This window comes from Flavobacterium sp. HJJ (genome assembly GCF_015351475.1).
In the GTDB taxonomy this organism is placed as follows: Bacteria; Bacteroidota; Bacteroidia; order Flavobacteriales; family Flavobacteriaceae; genus Flavobacterium; species Flavobacterium marginilacus.
The window spans coordinates 45131-66564 of sequence record NZ_JADKPR010000025.1 but is presented as its reverse complement, the minus strand read 5'-3'; the positions used below and the strand labels follow the sequence as shown (position 1 = coordinate 66564).

Annotated in this window: 21 protein-coding genes; 20 read left to right on the top strand and 1 reads right to left on the bottom strand. The window is 35.3% G+C overall.

Annotated elements, in window-relative coordinates; translation table 11 throughout:
• Positions 1 to 57: 57 nt before the first annotated feature.
• The 9 genes from IRZ80_RS17235 to IRZ80_RS17195 all read left to right on the top strand — a co-directional run bounded on the left by IRZ80_RS17235 (position 58) and on the right by IRZ80_RS17195 (position 8315).
• On the top strand, positions 58 to 1245 hold the full coding sequence (locus IRZ80_RS17235) for a phosphoglycerate kinase (RefSeq protein WP_194642948.1): 1188 nt from the start codon (positions 58 to 60) through the stop codon (positions 1243 to 1245).
• Between the two features lie 366 nt (positions 1246 to 1611).
• On the top strand, positions 1612 to 3651 hold the full coding sequence (locus tag IRZ80_RS17230; protein WP_194642946.1) for a LysM peptidoglycan-binding domain-containing protein: 2040 nt from the start codon (positions 1612 to 1614) through the stop codon (positions 3649 to 3651).
• Positions 3652 to 3674: 23 nt separating this feature from the next.
• The gene (locus IRZ80_RS17225; protein WP_194642944.1) at positions 3675 to 4340 is read left to right on the top strand and encodes a DUF1080 domain-containing protein; all 666 of its coding nucleotides are present in this window, start codon (positions 3675 to 3677) and stop codon (positions 4338 to 4340) included.
• A gap of 47 nt (positions 4341 to 4387) precedes the next feature.
• Positions 4388 to 5410 (top strand): DUF4837 family protein, encoded by a 1023-nt coding sequence (locus tag IRZ80_RS17220; protein WP_194642942.1) that lies wholly within the window; start codon positions 4388 to 4390, stop codon positions 5408 to 5410.
• 252 nt (positions 5411 to 5662) lie between these two features.
• On the top strand, positions 5663 to 6109 hold the full coding sequence (locus IRZ80_RS17215; protein ID WP_194642940.1) for a GNAT family N-acetyltransferase: 447 nt from the start codon (positions 5663 to 5665) through the stop codon (positions 6107 to 6109).
• Between the two features lie 30 nt (positions 6110 to 6139).
• Positions 6140 to 6952, top strand: coding sequence for a helix-turn-helix domain-containing protein (locus IRZ80_RS17210; protein WP_194642938.1), 813 nt, complete (start codon positions 6140 to 6142; stop codon positions 6950 to 6952).
• A gap of 82 nt (positions 6953 to 7034) precedes the next feature.
• On the top strand, positions 7035 to 7475 hold the full coding sequence (locus IRZ80_RS17205) for a carboxymuconolactone decarboxylase family protein (RefSeq protein WP_194642936.1): 441 nt from the start codon (positions 7035 to 7037) through the stop codon (positions 7473 to 7475).
• A 4-nt stretch (positions 7476 to 7479) separates the two neighbouring features.
• A complete protein-coding gene (locus tag IRZ80_RS17200) occupies positions 7480 to 7902 on the top strand; it encodes a GNAT family N-acetyltransferase (RefSeq protein ID WP_194642934.1) in 423 nt (140 codons plus the stop codon).
• Positions 7899 to 8315, top strand: a complete 417-nt coding sequence (locus IRZ80_RS17195) for a DoxX family protein (protein ID WP_194642932.1) — start codon at positions 7899 to 7901, stop codon at positions 8313 to 8315. Before IRZ80_RS17200 ends, IRZ80_RS17195 begins: the two co-directional genes overlap by 4 nt.
• Before the next feature lie 151 nt (positions 8316 to 8466).
• Here the strand turns inward: IRZ80_RS17195 and IRZ80_RS17190 are convergent, their stop codons facing one another.
• Entirely contained in the window at positions 8467 to 8928 is a 462-nt protein-coding gene (locus IRZ80_RS17190; protein WP_194642930.1) for an FKBP-type peptidyl-prolyl cis-trans isomerase, read from the bottom strand.
• 393 nt (positions 8929 to 9321) lie between these two features.
• Here IRZ80_RS17190 and IRZ80_RS17185 point away from each other — a divergent pair, with 393 nt between their 5' ends.
• From IRZ80_RS17185 to IRZ80_RS17135, 11 genes are all read left to right on the top strand, one after another.
• On the top strand, positions 9322 to 10680 hold the full coding sequence (locus IRZ80_RS17185) for a rhodanese-related sulfurtransferase (RefSeq protein WP_194642928.1): 1359 nt from the start codon (positions 9322 to 9324) through the stop codon (positions 10678 to 10680).
• Between the two features lie 6 nt (positions 10681 to 10686).
• The gene (locus IRZ80_RS17180) at positions 10687 to 11928 is read left to right on the top strand and encodes a peptidase U32 family protein (RefSeq protein WP_194642926.1); all 1242 of its coding nucleotides are present in this window, start codon (positions 10687 to 10689) and stop codon (positions 11926 to 11928) included.
• Positions 11928 to 12158, top strand: coding sequence for a ferredoxin (locus IRZ80_RS17175; protein ID WP_194642924.1), 231 nt, complete (start codon positions 11928 to 11930; stop codon positions 12156 to 12158). The genes IRZ80_RS17180 and IRZ80_RS17175 overlap by 1 nt, the downstream gene beginning before the upstream one ends.
• Before the next feature lie 92 nt (positions 12159 to 12250).
• The gene (locus IRZ80_RS17170; RefSeq protein WP_194642922.1) at positions 12251 to 13240 is read left to right on the top strand and encodes a virulence RhuM family protein; all 990 of its coding nucleotides are present in this window, start codon (positions 12251 to 12253) and stop codon (positions 13238 to 13240) included.
• A gap of 160 nt (positions 13241 to 13400) precedes the next feature.
• Entirely contained in the window at positions 13401 to 14804 is a 1404-nt protein-coding gene (locus IRZ80_RS17165; protein ID WP_194642920.1) for a stage 0 sporulation family protein, read from the top strand.
• Positions 14788 to 15267, top strand: a complete 480-nt coding sequence (locus tag IRZ80_RS17160; protein WP_194642918.1) for a gliding motility lipoprotein GldH — start codon at positions 14788 to 14790, stop codon at positions 15265 to 15267. Before IRZ80_RS17165 ends, IRZ80_RS17160 begins: the two co-directional genes overlap by 17 nt.
• 9 nt (positions 15268 to 15276) lie before the next feature.
• The gene (locus tag IRZ80_RS17155) at positions 15277 to 17595 is read left to right on the top strand and encodes a penicillin-binding protein 1A (protein ID WP_194642916.1); all 2319 of its coding nucleotides are present in this window, start codon (positions 15277 to 15279) and stop codon (positions 17593 to 17595) included.
• 257 nt (positions 17596 to 17852) lie between these two features.
• Positions 17853 to 18551 carry a CoA transferase subunit A gene (locus IRZ80_RS17150; protein WP_194642914.1) on the top strand — a complete coding sequence of 233 codons (699 nt, stop codon included), beginning with the start codon at positions 17853 to 17855 and terminating at the stop codon, positions 18549 to 18551.
• Between the two features lie 40 nt (positions 18552 to 18591).
• A complete protein-coding gene (locus IRZ80_RS17145) occupies positions 18592 to 19251 on the top strand; it encodes a CoA transferase subunit B (RefSeq protein ID WP_194642912.1) in 660 nt (219 codons plus the stop codon).
• Between the two features lie 350 nt (positions 19252 to 19601).
• Complete coding sequence (locus IRZ80_RS17140) at positions 19602 to 20717, top strand: sensor histidine kinase (RefSeq protein WP_194642910.1); 1116 nt, start codon at positions 19602 to 19604, stop codon at positions 20715 to 20717.
• Positions 20714 to 21403, top strand: a complete 690-nt coding sequence (locus tag IRZ80_RS17135; protein ID WP_194642908.1) for a LytR/AlgR family response regulator transcription factor — start codon at positions 20714 to 20716, stop codon at positions 21401 to 21403. Before IRZ80_RS17140 ends, IRZ80_RS17135 begins: the two co-directional genes overlap by 4 nt.
• Positions 21404 to 21434 lie beyond the last annotated feature (31 nt).

Here is a 21434-nt window from a genome sequence, read left to right as displayed (position 1 = left end):
ACTTATTTAAAAGTTATATCTTTGCTTTTCTTTCAAAAAACAATTAAAAAAAGAACCATGAAGACTTTAAATAATTTTGATTTCAATAATAAAAAGGCAATAATAAGAGTTGATTTTAATGTTCCTTTAGATGAAAATTTTAATGTAACAGATACTACCCGTATCGAAGCAGCAAAACCAACAATAGACTATATTTTATCTAATGGCGGAAGCGTTATTTTGATGTCGCACCTTGGTAGACCAAAAGGAGTTCAGGATAAATATTCGTTAAAACATATTCTAAAAACGACTTCAGATATTTTAGGAGTTACAGTTCAGTTTGCTTCAAACTGTGTTGGGGCAGAAGCTCAAGAGGCTGCTAAAAACTTGAAACCAGGAGAAGTATTGTTATTAGAAAATTTACGTTTTCATGATGAAGAAGAGGCAGGAGATGTTGCATTTGCTAAAGAATTAGCTTCATTAGGTGATATCTATGTAAATGATGCTTTTGGTACAGCACACAGAGCACACGCTTCAACTACAATTATTGCACAGTTTTTTGCTGATAATAAATGTTTTGGAACGTTATTGGCTAAAGAAATCGAAAGCTTAAATAAAGTTTTGAAAAACAGTGAAAAACCAGTTACAGCTGTACTTGGTGGCTCTAAAGTTTCTTCTAAAATTACAGTTATCGAAAACATTCTTGACAAAGTTGATCACATGATTATTGGCGGCGGAATGACATTTACTTTCATAAAAGCTCAGGGCGGAAATGTAGGTGATTCTATCTGTGAACTTGATAAATTGGATTTAGCTCTTGAAATTTTAAGATTGGCTAAAGAAAAAGGAGTTCAGATTCATATACCTGTTGATGTAGTTGCTGCTAATGACTTTTCGAATACTGCAGATACTCAAGTGGTTGATGTAAGAGAAATTCCTGACGGATGGCAAGGTCTTGATGCAGGTCCAAAATCATTGGCAAACTTCGAAAAAGTAATCTTAGAGTCTAAAACAATTCTTTGGAATGGACCTTTAGGAGTTTTTGAAATGGAGACTTTTGCAAAAGGAACTATTGCATTAGGAAATTATATTGCGGCTTCTACTCAAAACGGAGCATTCTCTCTTGTAGGAGGTGGTGATTCTGTAGCAGCAGTAAAACAATTCGGTTTTGAAGAAAAAATGAGTTATGTTTCTACTGGAGGAGGAGCAATGCTGGAAATGCTTGAAGGCAGAACACTTCCTGGAATCGCAGCTATATTAGACTAAATATTTTGCTATAACAGAAATGTTAACTTTTTAAAGTTAATTATATTCTTAAAAATAATTAAAACCTTAAGATGCTTTTGTAGTATTTTAAGGTTTTCTTTTATCTGCTGTTTTGAATCAGCTGTTATCTAAGAAGCTATTTGCTCAGAATAAAAACCACAGACTTTTCTGAAGATTGCTTTTTTTATAAAATTGACAATTTTGTTTTTTTTGAAATTAATCCCTCACAATTCATCAAAAAATAACCGAAATGTGCTTTTTTTATGTATATTTAACAGATTTTAAGATTCTTAATTAGAAAATACATTCTATGTTTGCAGAAGTTTATTTGTAATCGTTTGAATAATAGCAAATTAAAATACTGTTATGACAATAAAAAATACCACCCTTTCATTTTTCTTAATGCTTACAGCTTCTGTATTTTCTCAGAGTAATCTGGGGAATTCTGGAATAGAAAACAATCCAAAACAAGTTACCTTTTTAGATTCCATTAAAAATTCTTTCGTAAAATATGACCGTACTATAAAAACAGACAGTTTATGGATGAACCAGATAGGTAATTCTCTCGATATTTATAATGATTTAGCTGCTGAAATAAATACTGTTAACGTTGATAAAGATATAGATGCAGAACTTCCGACTGAATTGCTGAAACAAAGACTTGCAGTGATGGATGCTAAATCTCCATTTAACATAGAATACAATCAGGGGTTAGAGAATTTAATTAAGTCATTTCTCAAAAATAGAAAAAAGGCTTTCGCCAACCAAATGGCAGTCGCCCAATATTATTTTCCAATTTTCGAAGAGGCTCTGGCCAAACAAAATGTTCCTTTAGAAATCAAATACTTAGCAGTTGTAGAATCGGCATTAAATCCGAAGGCAGTATCAAGAGTCGGTGCAACAGGATTGTGGCAGTTTATGTATAATACTGGTAAACAATATAATTTAAACATTGATTCTTATATTGACGAACGTTCAGATCCTTTGAAAGCTTCAGCCGCTGCGGCACAATATATGACCAATATGTTTGCTATTTTCAATGACTGGGATTTGGTTTTAGCTTCTTATAATTCAGGACCCGGAAATGTAACTAAGGCAATCAGGCGTTCAGGCGGACAGCAGAATTTTTGGAACATCAAAAAACATTTACCGCAGGAAACCCAAGGGTATGTTCCCGCTTTTCTTGCTACAATGTACATTTATGAATATCATAAAGAGCATGGCATAAATCCTAAAAAAGCTTTGGTGAGGCATTTTGCAACGGATACTGTAATGGTTAAAAAGGAAATGTCTTTTGCTCAGATTTCAAATCTGCTGGATATTCCAATTGAACAGCTGCAGGCATTAAATCCATCATACAAACGAAATGTGATTCCTAACTATGCCGGCACTAGTCATTATTTGACACTGCCTTCCTGCAAAGTGGGGGTTTTTACTTCAAATGAAGATAAAATTTATGCTTATGTTCAATATGAAATGGACAAAAGAGAAAAAATTAATCAAGGCAGGAAAGCTGCTTTTATCAAAGATTCTACTGCTTTAGCTTCATCTGACAGCAAAATAAAATATTACAAAGTTAAAAAGGGTGATAATTTAAGCGAAATAGCCAAAAATAATAATGTAGCTGTTTCTGATTTGAAAAAGTGGAATCACATTAAAGGAAATGCAGTCGCTTCTGGAAAGTCTTTAAAAATTATCATTGAAAAGGATATAGATACTAATACAGCTTTGGCATCCAATATTGATAAAAATAAAGCAATTATTGTAAAAGACAATACGAATGCAGCAATAGCCGAATCTAAAACAGCAGTTGATAAAAAGGACTCACTGGCTGCTGGTGCTACTAATTTTTATGTAGTTCAAAAAGGGGATAATTTAAACACTATCGCAAAAAAATACAATACTACAGTTGCCGAAATTAAAGAGTGGAATCATTTAAGTTCTACAAATTTAAAATTAGGTTCTTCTATTCAAGTAAGCAATGCTGCTGCTGAAACCAATGAAGCTGTTGCCGTAACAGCTGCTTCCGAATTGAGAGATATTAGATATGAAGTTCAGAAAGGTGATAATCTTGGAAGTATTGCCAAAAAATTTGGTTCGTCAGTTGTTGATTTAAAAAACTGGAACGGTCTTCACTCGAATAATTTAGCTCTTGGCAATGTTTTAATTGTTGCTAAAAATGAAGTGGTTATAAATACGAATAATGCTACTGCAGATTCATTTAAGAAAAAAGAAATGTCTTCTTCTTTAAAAAATGATGAAATCAATTATTTAGTGCAAAAAGGAGATTCTTTATTTAGTATTTCAAAAAAATATCCTGGAGTTACAGTATCTGATTTAAAAAAATGGAACAATATTTCTGGCGATGATTTAAAACCGGGTATGGGTTTAAAAATAAAAGGATAGACTTCGTTTAAAATTTTACTTTAATGTTTAAAAATTTCACTTTTGCTTTTGCACTTGTTCTGCTGTTAAATTCGTGTGCTGTTCAAGATAAAAATTTCTCAGAGAATGACTGGTATGCTTTTACTAAAACAAGCAGCCAAAGGATTAAAGCTTCAGATGTCTATGAGTTTGCTGACGGAATGATTCGTATGCATGGAGATAAAATTGGTTATCTGATGACCAATAAAAGTTATAAAAACTTTGAGCTGGCTTTAGAATTCAGATGGAATATTGAAGAAAAATTTAATAAAAGCAAAGCCAAAAAAAATAGTGGTGTAATGTATAACATCCCAATAGATTACCCTGATAATATATGGCCAAAAGGAATTCAATTTCAAATGAAAGAGAATACTACCGGCGACTTCATTTTTTTGGACAATATAACCGCAGTAGTAAACGGGAAATTAGTTGAAGCCGGAGCTAGTGTTACTTCGCCTAAATTCAGCGATAATGAAAAACCTTACGGAGAATGGAATCAGGTTTTGATTCGCTCATTCAACGGAAAAATCACCCAATATTTGAATGGAAAATTAGTAAACCAATGTATGGAAGCTTCGTCCAAAGAAGGTAAAATTTCTTTGAATTATGAAGGTTCGCCTATCGATTTTAAAAATATTCGATTAAAAAATATTTCTAAAGAAGAAAACTAAATTTTTCGAAAGGCTTTTTTTATTTTTGATAATTAATTGCCCTATCAATGAATAAAAACCTTTTTCTGTTTTTTTATTTTCTTACGTTTTTGTTCTTTTCCTGCAAAAAGCAAGATGACGATGTGCCAAGAAAATCGACTGGTAAAATCAATACAATTTCGGTGGTTATTGATGATCAGCTGTGGAATGGCATTATTGGTGACAGCATTCGAAATAAATTTGCAAGTCCAGTAGAAGGTTTATCTACCGAAGAACCCCAATTTGATATTAACCAGTATCCTATCAATGTGATGGAAGGTTTTGTGACCAAAAGCAGAACGATTATTGTCATTAAGCAGGGGGAAGAGAATAACTTTACCATTAAAAAAAATCAGTACGCCGCTCCTCAGAATGTCATACACATTACCGGCAAAACCCTTTCGGATTTATTGAGCATTATAGAGAAAAGATCACCGCAGATTATTAAAATCATTCAAGATGGCGAAATAAAGGCACATCAGCTTTTGTTAAATGATTCTTTAGTGGATCCGACAGCAATTCAACAGCAGTTTAATCTTTCATTAAAAATACCCAAAAAGTATTCTTATGTCCTTAAGAATAAGAGTTTTGTTTGGCTTAAAAGTGAATTTCCGAGCGGAAGCACCAGTTTGCTGATTACGCAGCTGCCTATTGACATCATTAATTCAGAGGACAATGTGCTTCATAAAGCTATAAAAGTGCACGATTCCATAGGTGATTTGTATATAAGAGGCAAAGATCCGGCTTCTAGTCTGTATATAGATAAATCATACCCTCTTTATCTGTCTCAGATTACCCTTGACGGAAAACCAGCTTATGAAACTAAAGGAACATGGAGGTTAAAAGACAGTTTTATGTTTGGTGCGTTTGTAAATTATCTGATAATTGATTCAAAAAATAACAGAATCATTTACCTAGACGGATTTTGTTATGTCCCTTCACGGGAAAGACGAGATTATATGCATGAATTGGAATCAATCATTAAAGGCGTCAAGATAAATTCATTTTTATTTTCAGAGAGATACTCAAAGAAAAGCATCAAAATAGATTGAAGATTTTTGATTAACGATTTTTGATTTCAGATGGAATTAACTATTAAATCAACTAAATAGATATTTGCCAACACCAAATCTAAAATCAAAAATCGTTAATCTTCATTCAAAAATCTCTTAATTTAATTACATCGAGTGTAATCCTTTGTGCATCTCAGCGAAATAGCTTTTCAATCCCATAATCCATGATTTGTGAAAATTTGCGTAATTTGTGGTTGATTTTTTTCTCAACTTAAAAATAAATATTTCCCCATGTCTATAGAATGGAAAATAAAGCCCTTTGAGGCATTAACTGTAACCGAGTTGTATGATATACTCCAATTGCGAAGCAGGATCTTTGTAGTGGAGCAGAACTGCGTCTATTTGGATATTGATGGCAAAGACAAACTAGCTCTGCATCTTTTCGGAATTTATGAAGATAAAATTGTTGCACACGCTAGGCTTTTCAAATCAGGAATTACTTTTGATAACGCTTCTATTGGAAGAGTTGTAGTTGATCGGGATTACAGAGACCGAAAATGGGGGCATGATTTGATGCAAAATGCAATTGCAGGTATTTTGGAACATTTTGGTGAAAGCCAAATCACCATTGGAGCTCAATTGTATCTGAAGAAATTCTATGAAAATCATGGTTTTGTACAGTCAAGCGAAATGTATCTCGAAGATGATATTCCGCATATAGAAATGATTAAGAGCTGATTTAATTTATATTCGAATTAATCCACAACCATGATTTTTGACTTAAAACCAATAGAAGATTCAATATTGATGACACTGCCTGAGCGACAGTATAAATTTGTATTGATTTTTTGCAAGGCGGGTGAAGTTAAAATTGAAATCGACAATCAGCTTTATGAAATTAACGAGGGTCATTTTTTGACTATTACTCCAAAACAATATTATCAGTTTATAGAAATTAACAATTGTAAAGGCAGTATTTTAGAATTTACTTATGACTTCTTCTGTAAAGATGAAAAGGCTGTTGAACTCATTTACCATAACGGGTTATACTGTCATTTTGGATTAAACGAACTCATTAAAATATCTGATGAAAACAGTTTAAAAAGGGTTACGGATTATTATGATTCATTGAAAAGTGAATTAATCAACAAACCATTTGAATACGAAACAAGTCTGCATTCCATTTTGAAACTGCTGATTATTGAAGTAAGCAGATGCAAGATTACGCAGCAGGAAAGACCGCTTTATAAACCAGATGCTTTGTTTCTGCAGTTTTTAAATTTGATTAGAGACAGCTTTGAAAAACGCCTCACTGTAAAAGAGTATGCTCAATTACTCCATATTTCGGAACAAAAACTGAATGAGCTTACTAAGAAAAACACCAACGAAACGACTCAGCAGCTCATCAATGATTTAATTATTCTGGAAGCTAAACGTTTATTTAATTATGAAAACCTGAATGTAAAACAAGTTGCTTTTAAGTTAGGGTTTGACGACAGCCATTATTTTTCGAGGTTTTTCAAAAAACAGACTGACACTCGTGCAAAAGATCATTTGCGTTCTCTCTTGACTGAATCGTAAAGTCCACCATTTTTAAAGTTTTGTCCATTTTTTACCGAAAGCCATCCTCATAGTTTTGTATTATAATTTAAATCAAACAAAAATGCAGACACAAAGAATTGACATCAACACAGTAACGCCTGGCGCTTACCAATCACTTATTCAATTGGACAAATATGTTACCGAAACAAATCTGCCAAAATCACTGTACCATCTTATCAAAGTAAGAGCCTCATTAATCAATGGCTGTGCTTTATGCATACAGTCACATAGCAATGACGCGCTGGCAGGCGGTGAAACGTCCAAGAGACTTTTGGCTTTGAATGCCTGGGCAGATTCTCCTTATTTTACTAACGAAGAAAGAGCTGTTTTAACCTTGACGGATGAAACTACACTTATTTCAGAAAACGGAGTTTCAAACGAAACTTTTAACGAAGCAGTTCAAATTTTGGGAGAAGAGAAAGTATCGCATGCGATTATGGCCATTGCCTGTATTAATGCTTGGAACAGAATAGGAAGAGCCACTTTATTAATTCCACAATAATAAAATGATTGAAATTAAAACAGCAATTACTGATCAAGACATAGCTTTCTGCTGGGAGGCTATGTCCCTTTTGCGCCCCATGCTGAAAGAGAATGAATTTGTAAATCAAATTAAGGAAATGCAAAAAGAAGGCTATACACTTCTATATATTTCCGATGATGATAAGGCCGTTTCATTAGCGGGTTACCGATTTTGGACGATGCTGTATTGTGGCAAACTGTTATACATAGACGATCTTTCGACTCTCGAAAAATATAGAGGCAAAGGATATGCATCGGTATTACTTAATCATATTTATGGCATTGCCAAAGAACATAATTGTAAATCGGTACAACTGGACAGCGGTCCCGCGAGAACTGATGCGCACAAACTTTACTTCAAAGAAAATTTTACTATTTTCGCATATCACTTTAATAAACAGTTATGAAACAAGAGAAAATAATTGAATGGTTTTTGAGAATTTCACTAAGTGCAGGATTTTTATCAGCTACTGCAGACCGTTTCGGGTTATGGAATAAAGAATTGTCTGCTTGGGGAAATTGGGAAGCTTTTGCAAAATATACAAATACACTGTTACCGTTTCTGAATTATAACTTAGCTTCTATTGCTGGCGGAATAGCTACTTTTTTGGAAATCGCTTTTGCAATTGCGCTGCTGACTAATTTCAAAAGTGAGCTGATTGCCAAATGTAGCGGCGTTTTACTGCTTTTTTTTGGGTTATCTATGGTAATAGCTGTCAATTGTAAGGCACCGCTTGACTATTCTGTTTTTACTGCTTCAGCGGGGGCATTTGCGTTAAGCGTTCTCATAAAAAAGAATTCTCAAAATAGTATTGTTTAATTGTGGATAGAGAGATACAGTTTCATTCAGGCTGACAGTGATAATTGATGTTTTTTGCTGTCATTTACGATCGTTGCAGGTTTTAAAAAAACGAAAGCCCCACTTGATGCGCGAGGCTTTTATATTATTTGTCGTTTTTAGGCAAAAAAATTTAATTAACAGTAATTAGGCTGACATCAAAAATCAAAACTGAACCGCCTGGAATACCATTATAATTGTAGCTGCCATAACCTAAATGTGCAGGTACCAAAAGAATACCGCTTCCGCCTTCTTTAAAATAGGTAAGTCCTTCAGTCCAGCCCTTTATTACCTGCTGCAGGTTAAATGAAATCCCAGTGTTATTTTGATCAAAAATAATTTTGTTTGTAAAATAACCTTTGTAAGTCACTTTCACGGTTGAAGTAGAGGTAGGCTGTTTTCCTGTCCCCGCTTCGTTAATTACATAATACAAGCCAGAATCTGATCTTTTTGCATCCAGTTTGTTATCTGCAATATATGCTTTAATTTCTGCTTCATTTTGAGCAGTATAATCTATTGCCGCAGGCAATTCATTGTCGTTGTTGGTACAAGATATAAAAAGTACTGCTATAATCGCCAAAATTGAGTATTTCATAAGTTTTTTAATTATTGTTGGTCACAAATATACTTTTTTGAGTTCATATTAGTAATAAGATTTTCTAAAAAAAATCCAAACAGGCATCCATTTCATTATGTGTTTTTTGGATAGGATGTCAATTTGAATCCAATTGTAAATGGTGGAAAATCAATACTATATTTCTTTTTGAGCACAGATTGCGGCGAATTGCTTCGCCAGTTCGGCTTTCAGCCTCATATACAAGACCAATCTTACTAAAAACATCAAATCTTTCTGCTTCCAAAAAAGTTGAAATCACAATATTCCGCTAAATATCAAGTGAAAATACTAAAAATTCACTAATTTTGCGCCCGATTTCGAACCAACGCTATCGGAATCAACATATATTTCTCAACTTAAACTGTTTATAGCATGCAACTGTACAACACCTTAAGCGCAGAAGAAAGAGCCATCATGATCGATGATGCCGGTAAACAACGACTAACGTTGTCTTTCTATGCGTATGCCAAAATTCAAGATCCTAAACAATTTCGCGACGATTTATTTGTAGCCTGGAATGCACTCGATGCTTTGGGCCGAATTTATGTTGCCAACGAAGGCATCAATGCCCAAATGAGTATTCCTGCCGAAAATCTGGAGGCTTTTAGAGCGACTCTGGAAGTCTATGATTTCATGAAAGGCATTCGTTTAAATGAGGCTGTTGAGCATGATGATCATTCCTTTTTGAAACTGACCATCAAAGTTCGTCACAAAATTGTTGCTGACGGTTTGAACGACGATACTTTTGATGTAACCAATATAGGCGTTCACCTGAAAGCCAAAGAATTCAACGAAATACTTGAAGATCCAAACACGATTGTGGTGGATTTTAGAAATCACTACGAAAGTGAAGTGGGGCATTTTAAAAACGCCATCACTCCTGATGTGGAAACATTCAGAGAGAGTCTGCCAATAATCAATGAACAGCTTCAAAACCACAAAGAAGATAAAAACCTGGTAATGTACTGCACCGGAGGTATTCGTTGTGAAAAAGCAAGTGCATATTTCAAACACCAAGGTTTTAAAAATGTTTTTCAATTAGAAGGCGGAATCATCAACTATGCAAAACAACTGAAAGAAGAAGGTCTTGAAAGCAAATTCATTGGTAAAAACTTCGTGTTTGATAATCGTCTAGGTGAAAGAATTACCGATGATATTATTTCGCAATGCCACCAATGCGGGAAACCTTGCGACAACCACACCAATTGTGAAAACGACGGCTGTCATTTATTGTTTATCCAATGTGACGAATGCAAAAGTGCGATGGAAAACTGCTGTTCTACTGAATGTCTTGATATTATTCACCTGCCATTGGTGGATCAGGTGCGATTGAGAACTGGGCAACAGGTTGGAAACAAAGTTTTCAGAAAAGGAAAATCGGAGAACCTAAGATTCAAACATTCGGGTGACTTACCAAATACAGCTTTGGCTCCTGCAGAAAAAACTGTCGATATTCGTCAAAAAGTAAAAGTAAAAAAAGTGCTTCTTGGCAAAGCGGAACATTTTTACGTGAAAGCGAGCGTTGGTCAATTTACTATTGAAAACCACGAACTAAACAGTGGTGACAAAATTTTAATCTCTGGCCCGACAACAGGTAATGAGGAATTAGTTTTAGACAAAATTATCGTAAACGGAGCTGCAACTCCAACGGCTAAAATTGGCGATAAAGTGACTTTTGAAGTTCCTTTCAGAATTAGATTATCGGATAAAATATACAAAATTTTAGAATAGTTTATCATGACAGCAACAAACAAAATTGAACTCATGGCTCCCGCTGGGAACTTTGAGTCGCTTCAGGCTGGATTAGATAATGGCGCTGATTCTGTTTATTTCGGAGTAGAACAATTGAACATGCGTGCCCGTGCCACGGTAAATTTTACGATGGACGATTTACCCGAAATCGCCCGCCGTTGCGAAGCCCAAAATGTTAGAAGTTATTTAACGTTGAATACTATTATTTACGATCACGACTTATCGGTTGTCAAAACATTATTGAACAAAGCCAAAGAAGCCAATATCACTGCGGTGATAGCCTCTGACCAAGCAGTCATTGCAATGGCAAGAGGAATTGGAATGGAAGTTCATATTTCGACACAGTTGAATATCACCAATATCGAAACCATCAAATTCTACAGTCTTTTTGCCGATACGATGGTTTTGAGCCGTGAATTGAGTCTGCGACAAGTAAAAAAAATCACGGAACAAATCGAAAAAGAACAAATCAAAGGGCCAAACGGTAAACTTGTTGAAATCGAAATTTTCGGTCACGGTGCTTTGTGTATGGCCGTTTCGGGGAAATGCTATTTGAGTTTGCATTCGCACAACTCATCGGCAAACCGTGGTGCCTGCAAACAAAATTGCCGTAAAAAATATACCGTTATCGATCAGGAAACGGGTTTTGAAATCGAGTTGGACAACGAATACATGATGTCTCCAAAAGATTTATGTACATTGGATTTTCTGGATCAGGTAATCGATTCGGGCATTCAAGTATTGAAAATTGAAGGCCGAGGCCGTGCTCCGGAATATGTTGCTACCGTAATAAAAACCTACCGTGAAGCAATTGACAGTTATTTCGAAGGTACTTTTACCAAAGAAAAAATAGCAGTTTGGATGGAAGATTTGAACACTGTTTATAACCGTGGTTTTTGGTCAGGTTATTATCTTGGTCAGGAATTAGGTGAATGGAGCGATGTTTCGGGATCGATGGCGACACAGAAAAAAGTCTATGTGGGGAAAGGAACCCATTTTTTCCCAAAAGCGGCAATTGGACAATTCAAAATCGAAGCTTACGACATAAAAATCGGTGATAAAATATTGGTAACAGGTCCAAGCACCGGAGCGCAGGAAATGGTTATTGAAGAAATGTTTGTGAATGACACTACAGCAGAGAAAGCAACGAAAGGTGACGACTGTACTTTGAAACTTCCTTTCAGAATCCGAATGTCCGACAAATTATATAAAATCGTAGAAACCTAATGGTCATTGTTACGCTACAAAGGGACAAATGTATTGGCTGCAATTATTGCGTAGAAATGGCACCAGTTCAATTTCGAATGTCCAAAAAAGACGGAAAATCGGTGTTGATTAAAAGCGTGAATGCTAAAGGTTTTTTCACTTTGAAATCACCCGACCACACGATAGTTGAAAGTTGTGAGCTGGCAGCCAAAGCTTGTCCGGTGAAAATTATTACGTTGAAAGAGACTTAGAAATTCGTAAAAAAACTACTTTTTTATTTTGCTATCTTTACATTTGTTCCAATTCAAATCCAATGATTTTAGAATAACATTGACAAATAGTTATGAGTGAAGATCTAAAAAAGTTTATTTTATATACCGCGCCAAACGGAGAAATTCGTGTTGATGTACTGCTTCAAAATGAATCGGTGTGGTTGACTCAAAAAGCAATAGCAGAGTTGTTTGGCGTTAAAGTTCCAGCTATAAGTAAACATTTTAAGAATATTTTTGAAGAAGGAGAATTGGTAGAATCTTCAGTTATTTCCAAAATGGAAACAACTGCTTCTGATAATAAAAATTACATTACAAGTTATTATAATCTCGATGCTATAATTTCAGTTGGATACCGAGTAAACTCTACAAAAGCAACCCAATTTAGAATTTGGGCAACTCAAACTTTAAAAGACTATATTATAAAAGGTTTTGTATTAGATGACAATCGTTTAAAACAAGGTCAGGTTATTTTTGGAAAGGATTATTTTAAAGAATTACTTCAAAGAGTTCGTTCTATCCGGGCGAGCGAAAGAAGAATTTACCAGCAGGTAACCGATATTTTTGCCGAATGCAGTATTGATTATGACAACAATTCAGAGATCACTAAAAACTTCTATGCAACAGTTCAGAACAAATTTCATTTTGCCATAACCGGCAAAACTGCTGCCGAAATAATATTTAATACTGCCGACGCCCAAAAGGAAAATATGGGACTGACTACCTGGAAAAACAGTCCAAACGGAAGGGTTTTAAAATCGGATGCGGTGATTGCAAAAAACTATTTACAGGAAAAAGAAATTAAACAGCTGGAACGAACAGTAACAGGTTATTTTGATTACATTGAAGGATTGATAGAAAGAGAAAATACTTTTACAATGGAACAATTAGCAACAAGTGTTAATAAATTTCTCGACTTTAACGACTATAAAGTTTTGGAAGGAAAAGGGAAAATTTCTAAAATTCAGGCTGATAAAAAAGCAATTGCCACTTATGAAGTCTTCAATAAAACACAAAAAATAATTTCTGATTTTGATAAGGAAATAAAAAAACTCAAATCATAATACCATTAATTTCTTAATTCCGCCTTCAGCTTTTCAGCAAAACTTTACATTTTTTTTGGCATTTTTACCCCTTGCGACTTAAACCAAAAAAATACTATCTTTACAGATTAAATCTTTTAAGAACTTAAATTGCTTTTATAGCAATACTACATATAGCATTATGGCATGTACAAGTTGTTCAACTTCTGATGGCGGCGCACCAAAGGGTTGTAAAAATAATGGGACTTGCGGCACCGACAGCTGCAACAAATTAACGGTTTTTGACTGGCTTTCGAACATGAGTTTACCCAATGGAGAAGCTCCTTTTGACTGTGTGGAAGTCCGTTTTAAAAACGGCAGAAAAGAATTTTACCGAAATACCGAGAATTTAACATTAAGCATGGGGGATATAGTGGCAACTGTTGCTTCGCCTGGACATGACATTGGAATTGTAACCCTTACAGGAGAATTGGTAAGAATTCAAATGAAGAAAAAAGGGGTGAATCCTGCCGGTAATGATGTTGCTAAAATTTATCGCAAAGCATCTCAAAAAGATATCGATATTTGGACTGTAGCCCGAAACAAGGAAGAGCCGATGAAGGTTCGTGCCCGTGAATTGGCCATTGCCCAAAAACTGGAAATGAAAATTTCGGATATTGAATTTCAAGGTGACGGCTCTAAAGCGACTTTCTATTATACTGCCAATGACAGAGTCGATTTCAGACTTTTAATCAAAGATTTTGCTAAAGAATTCAGCACCAGAGTTGAGATGAAACAAGTAGGTTTCCGTCAGGAAGCAGCTCGTTTAGGCGGAATCGGTTCCTGCGGAAGAGAATTATGCTGTTCTACTTGGCTGACTGATTTTAGAAGTGTGAACACATCAGCTGCACGTTATCAGCAATTGTCTTTAAATCCTCAGAAACTTGCGGGTCAATGCGGTAAACTGAAATGCTGTCTTAATTACGAACTGGACACTTACATGGATGCCTTAAAGGATTTTCCTGAATTTGATACCAAATTAATTACTGAAAAGGGAGATGCCATTTGCCAGAAACAAGACATTTTCAAAGGTTTAATGTGGTTTGCTTACACTAATAATTTTGCTAACTGGCATGTTCTAAAAATTGAACAGGTAAAAGAAATTATTGCTGAGAACAAACTAAAAAACAAAGTTTCTTCGTTAGAAGATTATGCGGTTGAAGTTGTTTCTGAGCCAGAACAGAATTTTAATAACGCAATGGGTCAGGAAAGTTTAACACGTTTTGACCAGCCGAAAAGAAAGAAAAAACCAAACAAAAAACCAAGAGCTGCGGGTGAAAAAATGATAGTACCAAACAATGGTAATAATGCAAACAATCAAAATAAGCCTGCAATTCAGAAAAATAATCCCCAAAATAATACAAAATCAGGCATTGACCAGAAAGAGAATCCAGTCAGAGAAAATCAGAACGGAAATAACGCCAATAGAAACCGCAAGAAAAACAACCGCAAAAAACCAAACGGTAATCGTCCGGCTGGTGCTGAGAATAAATCAGAAGAGCCTAGAAAACCAATAATTATTAAAAAAAATGAGAATAAAGAATAGTCTTTTACTGATTTTCGCTGCAGTGCTTCTTTTTTCATGTGATAAAAAAAGAGTTTTTGATGAGTATAAATCTGTAGGAAGTGCTTGGAACAAAGACAGTATTGTTACTTTTGATCTGCCTGTTTTGGATTCTACAAAAAGATACAATTTATTTGTAAATTTAAGAGATAACAACAATTATAAATACAGCAATTTGTTTCTTATTGTTTCTTTGGAAAGTCCTAATGGATATACCAAAGTTGATACTTTAGAATACCAAATGGCAGCACCTGACGGGACACTGCTAGGAGATGGTTTTACAGATCTTAAAGAGAGCAAATTATATTACAAAGAGAATGTCCGTTTTAGAGGTAAGTACAAGGTGCATATTAAACAAGCGGTCAGAGAAAACGGAAAAGTGCCTGGCGTAGCTTTTTTGGACGGGATTACCGAAGTTGGTTTTAGAATAGAAAATAAAGATTAGAACACGATTATGGCTATCAAAAAAAATAACCCTCAGACAAAAAACATCAATAAAGATGTGAAATATTATTCCAGAAAATTTTGGAAAATTTACTTCTACGGACTGGGAATTATTGCTTTATTCTTCCTTTTTGCTTCATGGGGTCTTTTTGGATCTATGCCTTCGTTTGAAGATTTAGAAAATCCAGATTCTAATTTAGCAACCGAAATTATTTCTTCTGACGGAGTTGTTTTAGGTAAATACTTTAAGCAGAACCGTTCACAATTAAAATATTCGGACTTGCCAAAAAGTCTAGTTGACGCGTTAGTCGCTACCGAAGACGCACGTTTTTACGAACATTCAGGTATAGACGGAAGGGGAACATTAAGAGCTATCGCAAGTTTAGGAACAAGCGGAGGAGCGAGTACTTTGACGCAGCAGTTAGCAAAACAGTTATTTCACGGAGAAGGATCGAAATTTTTACCTTTCCGTATTGTACAGAAAATGAAAGAATGGATTATTGCCATTCGACTGGAAAGACAATATACTAAAAACGAAATCATTGCAATGTACTGCAATGTGTATGATTTTGGAAATTATTCTGTAGGCGTAAGCTCAGCTGCCAAAACGTATTTTTCTAAAGAGCCAAAAGATTTAACTACCGACGAATCAGCTATTTTAGTAGGTATGTTCAAAAACTCAGGACTTTATAATCCGGTTAAAAATCCAGTTGGTGTAAAAAACAGAAGAAATGTGGTGCTTTCTCAAATGGAAAAGGCAAAACTCATTACTGAAGATCAAAAACACCAATTGCAGAGCCTGCCTATCACATTACATTTCAAATTAGAAAGCCATAGAGAAGGTACAGCAACTTACTTTAGAGAATACCTTCGTGAATACATGAAAAAATGGGTAGAAGAAAATAAAAAACCTGATGGTTCTGACTATGATATTTACAAAGACGGTTTAAAAATTTACACTACAATAGACTCCAGAATGCAGGCTTATGCCGAAGAAGCCGTTTCGGCGCACATGGCTAATATGCAGGAAGAATTTTTTATTCAGTCCAAAACCAATAAAAATGCGCCTTTTGTTAATATTTCTGATGCAGAAACCGATCGCATCATTAATCAAGCAATGAAATCATCTCACAGATGGGCTGTTTTAAAGGAACAGGACAAAAGTGACGAAGAAATCATTAAAACCTTTGGCGAAAAAACCAAAATGACGGTTTTCACTTGGAAAGGAGAAAGAGATACTATCATGACTCCAATGGATTCCATCCGCTATTACAAGCACTTTCTGCAGGCTGGAGTAATGTCTATGGAGCCACAAACAGGTAATATTAAAGTTTGGGTTGGTGGAATTAATTACAAATATTTTCAATACGATCACGTAGGACAAGGAGCCAGACAAGTAGGATCTACGTTCAAGCCTTTTGTATATGCAACTGCAATCGAGCAATTGAATATGTCTCCTTGTGACTCTATACTCGATGGTCCGTTTATGATACGCAAAGGACGTCATCATGTAACCGAAGATTGGGAACCAAGAAACTCTGATAACAATTACCGTGGAATGGTAACTTTAAAACAGGCACTAGCCTACTCCATCAATACAGTATCGGCAAAATTAATTGACAAAGTAAGTCCAGAAGCTGTAGTTGAATTAACTCATAAATTAGGAGTAAAATCAGATATTATCAATCAGCCGTCCATTGCTTTGGGAGCTGTTGAGATTACTGTTGAAGATATGGTAGCAGCCTTCAGTACATTTGCTAATCAAGGAGTTTACACCAAACCGCAGTTCTTAACTAAAATAGAGAACAAAAGCGGCGAAGTTATCTACGAACCAATACCGGAATCCCACGATGTTTTGAACAAAGACATTGCATTTGCCATTATTAAACTGCTAGAGGGTGTAACTGAGAGCGGTTCTGGAGCAAGATTGAGAACTCAAGGAGGAGGAAGCGGAGACAACCGATGGACAGGTTATCCGTATATGTTTAAAAACCCTATTGCAGGAAAAACTGGAACTTCTCAAAATCAGTCTGATGGCTGGTTTATGGGAATGGTACCAAACCTTGTAACGGGTGTTTGGGTAGGCTGTGAAGACCGTTCGGCACATTTCAAGAGTCTAACTTACGGCCAGGGAGCTGCAATGGCTTTGCCTATCTGGGGGTATTTCATGAACAAATGCTACAAGGATGAAAATTTAAAAATTTCCAAAGAATCTTTTGAAAGACCAGCCAATCTTTCTATCAAAGTAGATTGTTACACACCGCGACACACCGTTGTGCAAGACTCAACTGCAACTCCAGAACAGGATACAGAGGAGTTCGCATTATAAAAAGCCTTATCCTATCCATTAGGACGTGACACCGCTAGAACAAGGAGCCCAATATAGCAAAACGCTTATTCGGCTCCTTTTTCTATTGCTGTCAGGCTATCCGTGCTGCTTCGGCAGCTAGCTCCTATTCCCTCACCAAAAAAAACAGAAATCAAAAAAAAGAAAGCGGAACAAATATGATTATTTTACTACATTTGATTGCTAAAATCATTTTTATAAATTAATTACGAAATCGATATAGTAATAAAAAAATTATCATGATTAATAAAAAAGTAAATACTGTTCAGGAAGCACTGCAGGGAATTGAAAACGGAATGACACTGATGCTTGGCGGCTTCGGACTGTGTGGCATTCCAGAAAATTCCATCGCCGAATTGGTTCAAAAAGAAACTAAAAATTTAACCTGCATCTCTAATAATGCTGGAGTAGACGATTTTGGTCTTGGTCTGCTTCTGCAAAAAAAACAAATCAAGAAAATGATTTCTTCCTATGTAGGCGAAAATGCCGAGTTCGAGCGCCAGATGCTTTCTGGCGAACTTGAAGTGGATCTCATTCCTCAGGGAACTTTGGCTGAAAGATGCCGTGCTGCTCAGGCTGGAATTCCAGCTTTTTTTACACCGGCTGGTTATGGAACTGAAGTCGCCGAGGGAAAAGAAATTCGTGAGTTCAATGGTAAAATGCATATTATGGAACACGCTTTCAAAGCCGATTTTGCAATCATAAAAGCATGGAAAGGTGATACCGCAGGAAACCTCATCTTTAAAGGAACAGCCAGAAATTTCAATCCAGCAATGGCAGGAGCTGCCAAAATCACCGTCGCCGAAGTAGAAGAACTAGTCGATGCAGGAACTTTAGATCCAAATCAAATTCATATCCCAGGGATTTTAGTGCAGCGTATTTTTCAAGGCGAAAAATATGAGAAAAGGATAGAACAGCGAACAGTAAGAGCTAGATAATAAAACACATTATCTAATTTTCTAATTAACACATTAACAAATGGCATTAGATAAAATAGGAATTGCAAAACGAATTGCACAGGAATTGAAAGACCGTTATTTCGTGAATCTTGGAATAGGTATTCCGACTTTGGTGGCAAATTATATCCCAAAAGGAATTGATGTCGAATTTCAAAGCGAAAATGGTGTTCTCGGCATGGGGCCGTTCCCTTTTGAAGGAGATGAAGATGCTGATATTATCAATGCGGGAAAACAAACAATTACCACTTTACCCGGAGCTTCCTTCTTTGATTCCGCCACCAGTTTTGGAATGATCCGCGGAAAGCATGTTGATTTAACTATTCTAGGTGCCATGGAGGTTTCAGAGAACGGCGATATTGCCAACTGGAAAATCCCAGGCAAAATGGTTAAAGGAATGGGAGGAGCGATGGATTTAGTTGCTTCGGCTGAAAATATTATTGTAGCAATGATGCATGTCAACAAAGCAGGAGAATCCAAAATATTAAAAAAATGCACCCTGCCATTAACAGGCGTAGGCTGTGTAAAAAAAGTAGTAACCGAATTGGCTGTTTTAGAAATCACATCCCAAGGATTTAAACTGCTTGAACGTGCTCCAGGAGTTACAGTCGAACATATTGTCGCCTCGACTGAAGCCAGCTTGATTGTAGAAGGTGATATTCCGGAAATGATAATTAATTAACATTTTCAGTAAAAAAGAATTCTTATAAATTGTTTTTATGACAGAACTTATAAAAGAGGATTCGTTTATAATCGCTTGGAATACTGGATTTTTTGTGTTTTAGTCTATAAATTAGCATATAATTTGGATACAGGTGATGGTATCACGTATGGTGCTGGATTCGATTTTCCTCAAAAATCAACTTCTGTAGAACTTAAATACTTAAGACTTGATACCTTTATGGCAACTCGACAGAGTTGCTTTTTTTGTTTATGCAGTTTCTCTGAAAGTAACCGCAGTAATTCTCATTTCTATCGCAATAATTTTATTCGAAAGGTTAATAATCATACTTTTGAGAAATTAATCTGATTATGAAAAAAAATATCTCCTTTTATGTAATGCACTTTTGTCTGTGCTTCATATTTCTGTTTTTGCCGTATGCTTTTACAGCTTCCGGGAGTATTTTTAGTCTGCCAAAACTGGCAAGCAATCCGCATGACAGAATTTATTTTTTTATTTATTTCTTATTACTGCTTTTCTTCTATTTCAATTATTATGTTTTAATTCCAAAGGTTTATTTCAACGAAAAACAAATTCGGTATGCAGTAATTTTGGTGTTGTTTCTATTGTTTTTTCTTTGGATTTCTACAGTTTTTGATACTCCTGACCGCAATTTCCTTGATTTTAGATCTGGTAAATCATTTCCCTCAGGAGAAATGCATCCGCCAAAACCAGGTGAATTTAAACATCCAAATGGTTTATTTCCGAATAAATTTACTCACCCTGAGTCAAACGCCAAAGCGCATTTTGGAGGACCTCCAACACAGTACAGCCATACTATTTTAGTTTACTTGATTGGTGTTGTTTCCAGTTTATTCATTGCCATAAAAATCCGTCTTCAAAAGGTAGAAGAAGATAAAATGAAATCGGAACTGTCATTTTTGAAAGCACAGATAAATCCGCATTTCTTATTTAATACCTTGAACAGTATTTATTCATTGGCCATAAAAAAAGACGATAAAACTGCCGATGCTGTGGTACAGTTATCCGAATTGATGCGGTATATCATTACAAATGCTAATGATGATGTTATCGCATTAGACAAAGAAATTAATTACATCAATAATTATATACAATTGCAAAAGACCCGTCTGGGAAATACTGTGACTGTTGATTATACAATGGAAGGAAATCTATTTGGTAAGGCTGTTACACCGCTTATTTTAATTTCATTTATTGAAAATGCTTTCAAACATGGTGTAAATCCAAATGAAGATTCTGTAATTTGTATCCGGATTAACATTGTTGGCGAGTATCTGACTCTATTTGTTTCTAATAACAAGGTACAGTCTAAACAAACCGATAGCGGCATTGGACTGCAGAATACAATTGAAAGACTCACACATTTGTATCCCAATAATCATGTTTTGGTAATTGATGATAATTCAAAAACATATCAAGTAACTTTAACTTTAAAAGTAGGATGATAAAAGCGATTGCTCTTGATGACGAACCGCCTGCACTTGAGGTTTTGCAAAATTTTTGTGGTAAAATTGATTTTATCGATTTAGAAAAAACATTTACAAAATCAGAGGATGCTCTCAAATATCTGAAAAAATACCCTGTTGATTTATTGTTTTTGGATATTAACATGCCTGCTATTTCTGGTATTGATTTCTATAAAAAACTGCCTAGAAAAACAATGGTGATATTCACTACCGCTTATTCAGAATATGCTGTAGAAGGATTTACATTGAGTGCTACTGATTATCTGCTGAAACCTATTTCATTTGTACGTTTTGAGCAGGCTGTTGAAAAAGCATACTCCCAATGGAAATCACAAAATCAGAGTTCAGAACAGCAGTATCTTTTTATCCGTGCGGATTACAGTCTGATAAAAATTCTGCTTTCGGATATTTTATTTATAGAAGGACTGGATGATTATCTCAAAATTCATATTCAAAACCAAAAAACAATTGTCGCCAGAATGACCATGAAAGCATTGCTGCAAAAACTGCCAGAGTCTGAATTTATTAGAGTACACCGTTCTTTTATTGTTTCCATCTCTAAAATAGAAAAAGTGAGAAGCAAAATAATCTACATAAACGACGAAGAAATTCCAGTAAGTGCGAGTTATGAGGTTACCTTTTTTGCCTTGCTCAATCAACAGTAATTTAGCATTTGCTGTTAAAAAAGGATACTAT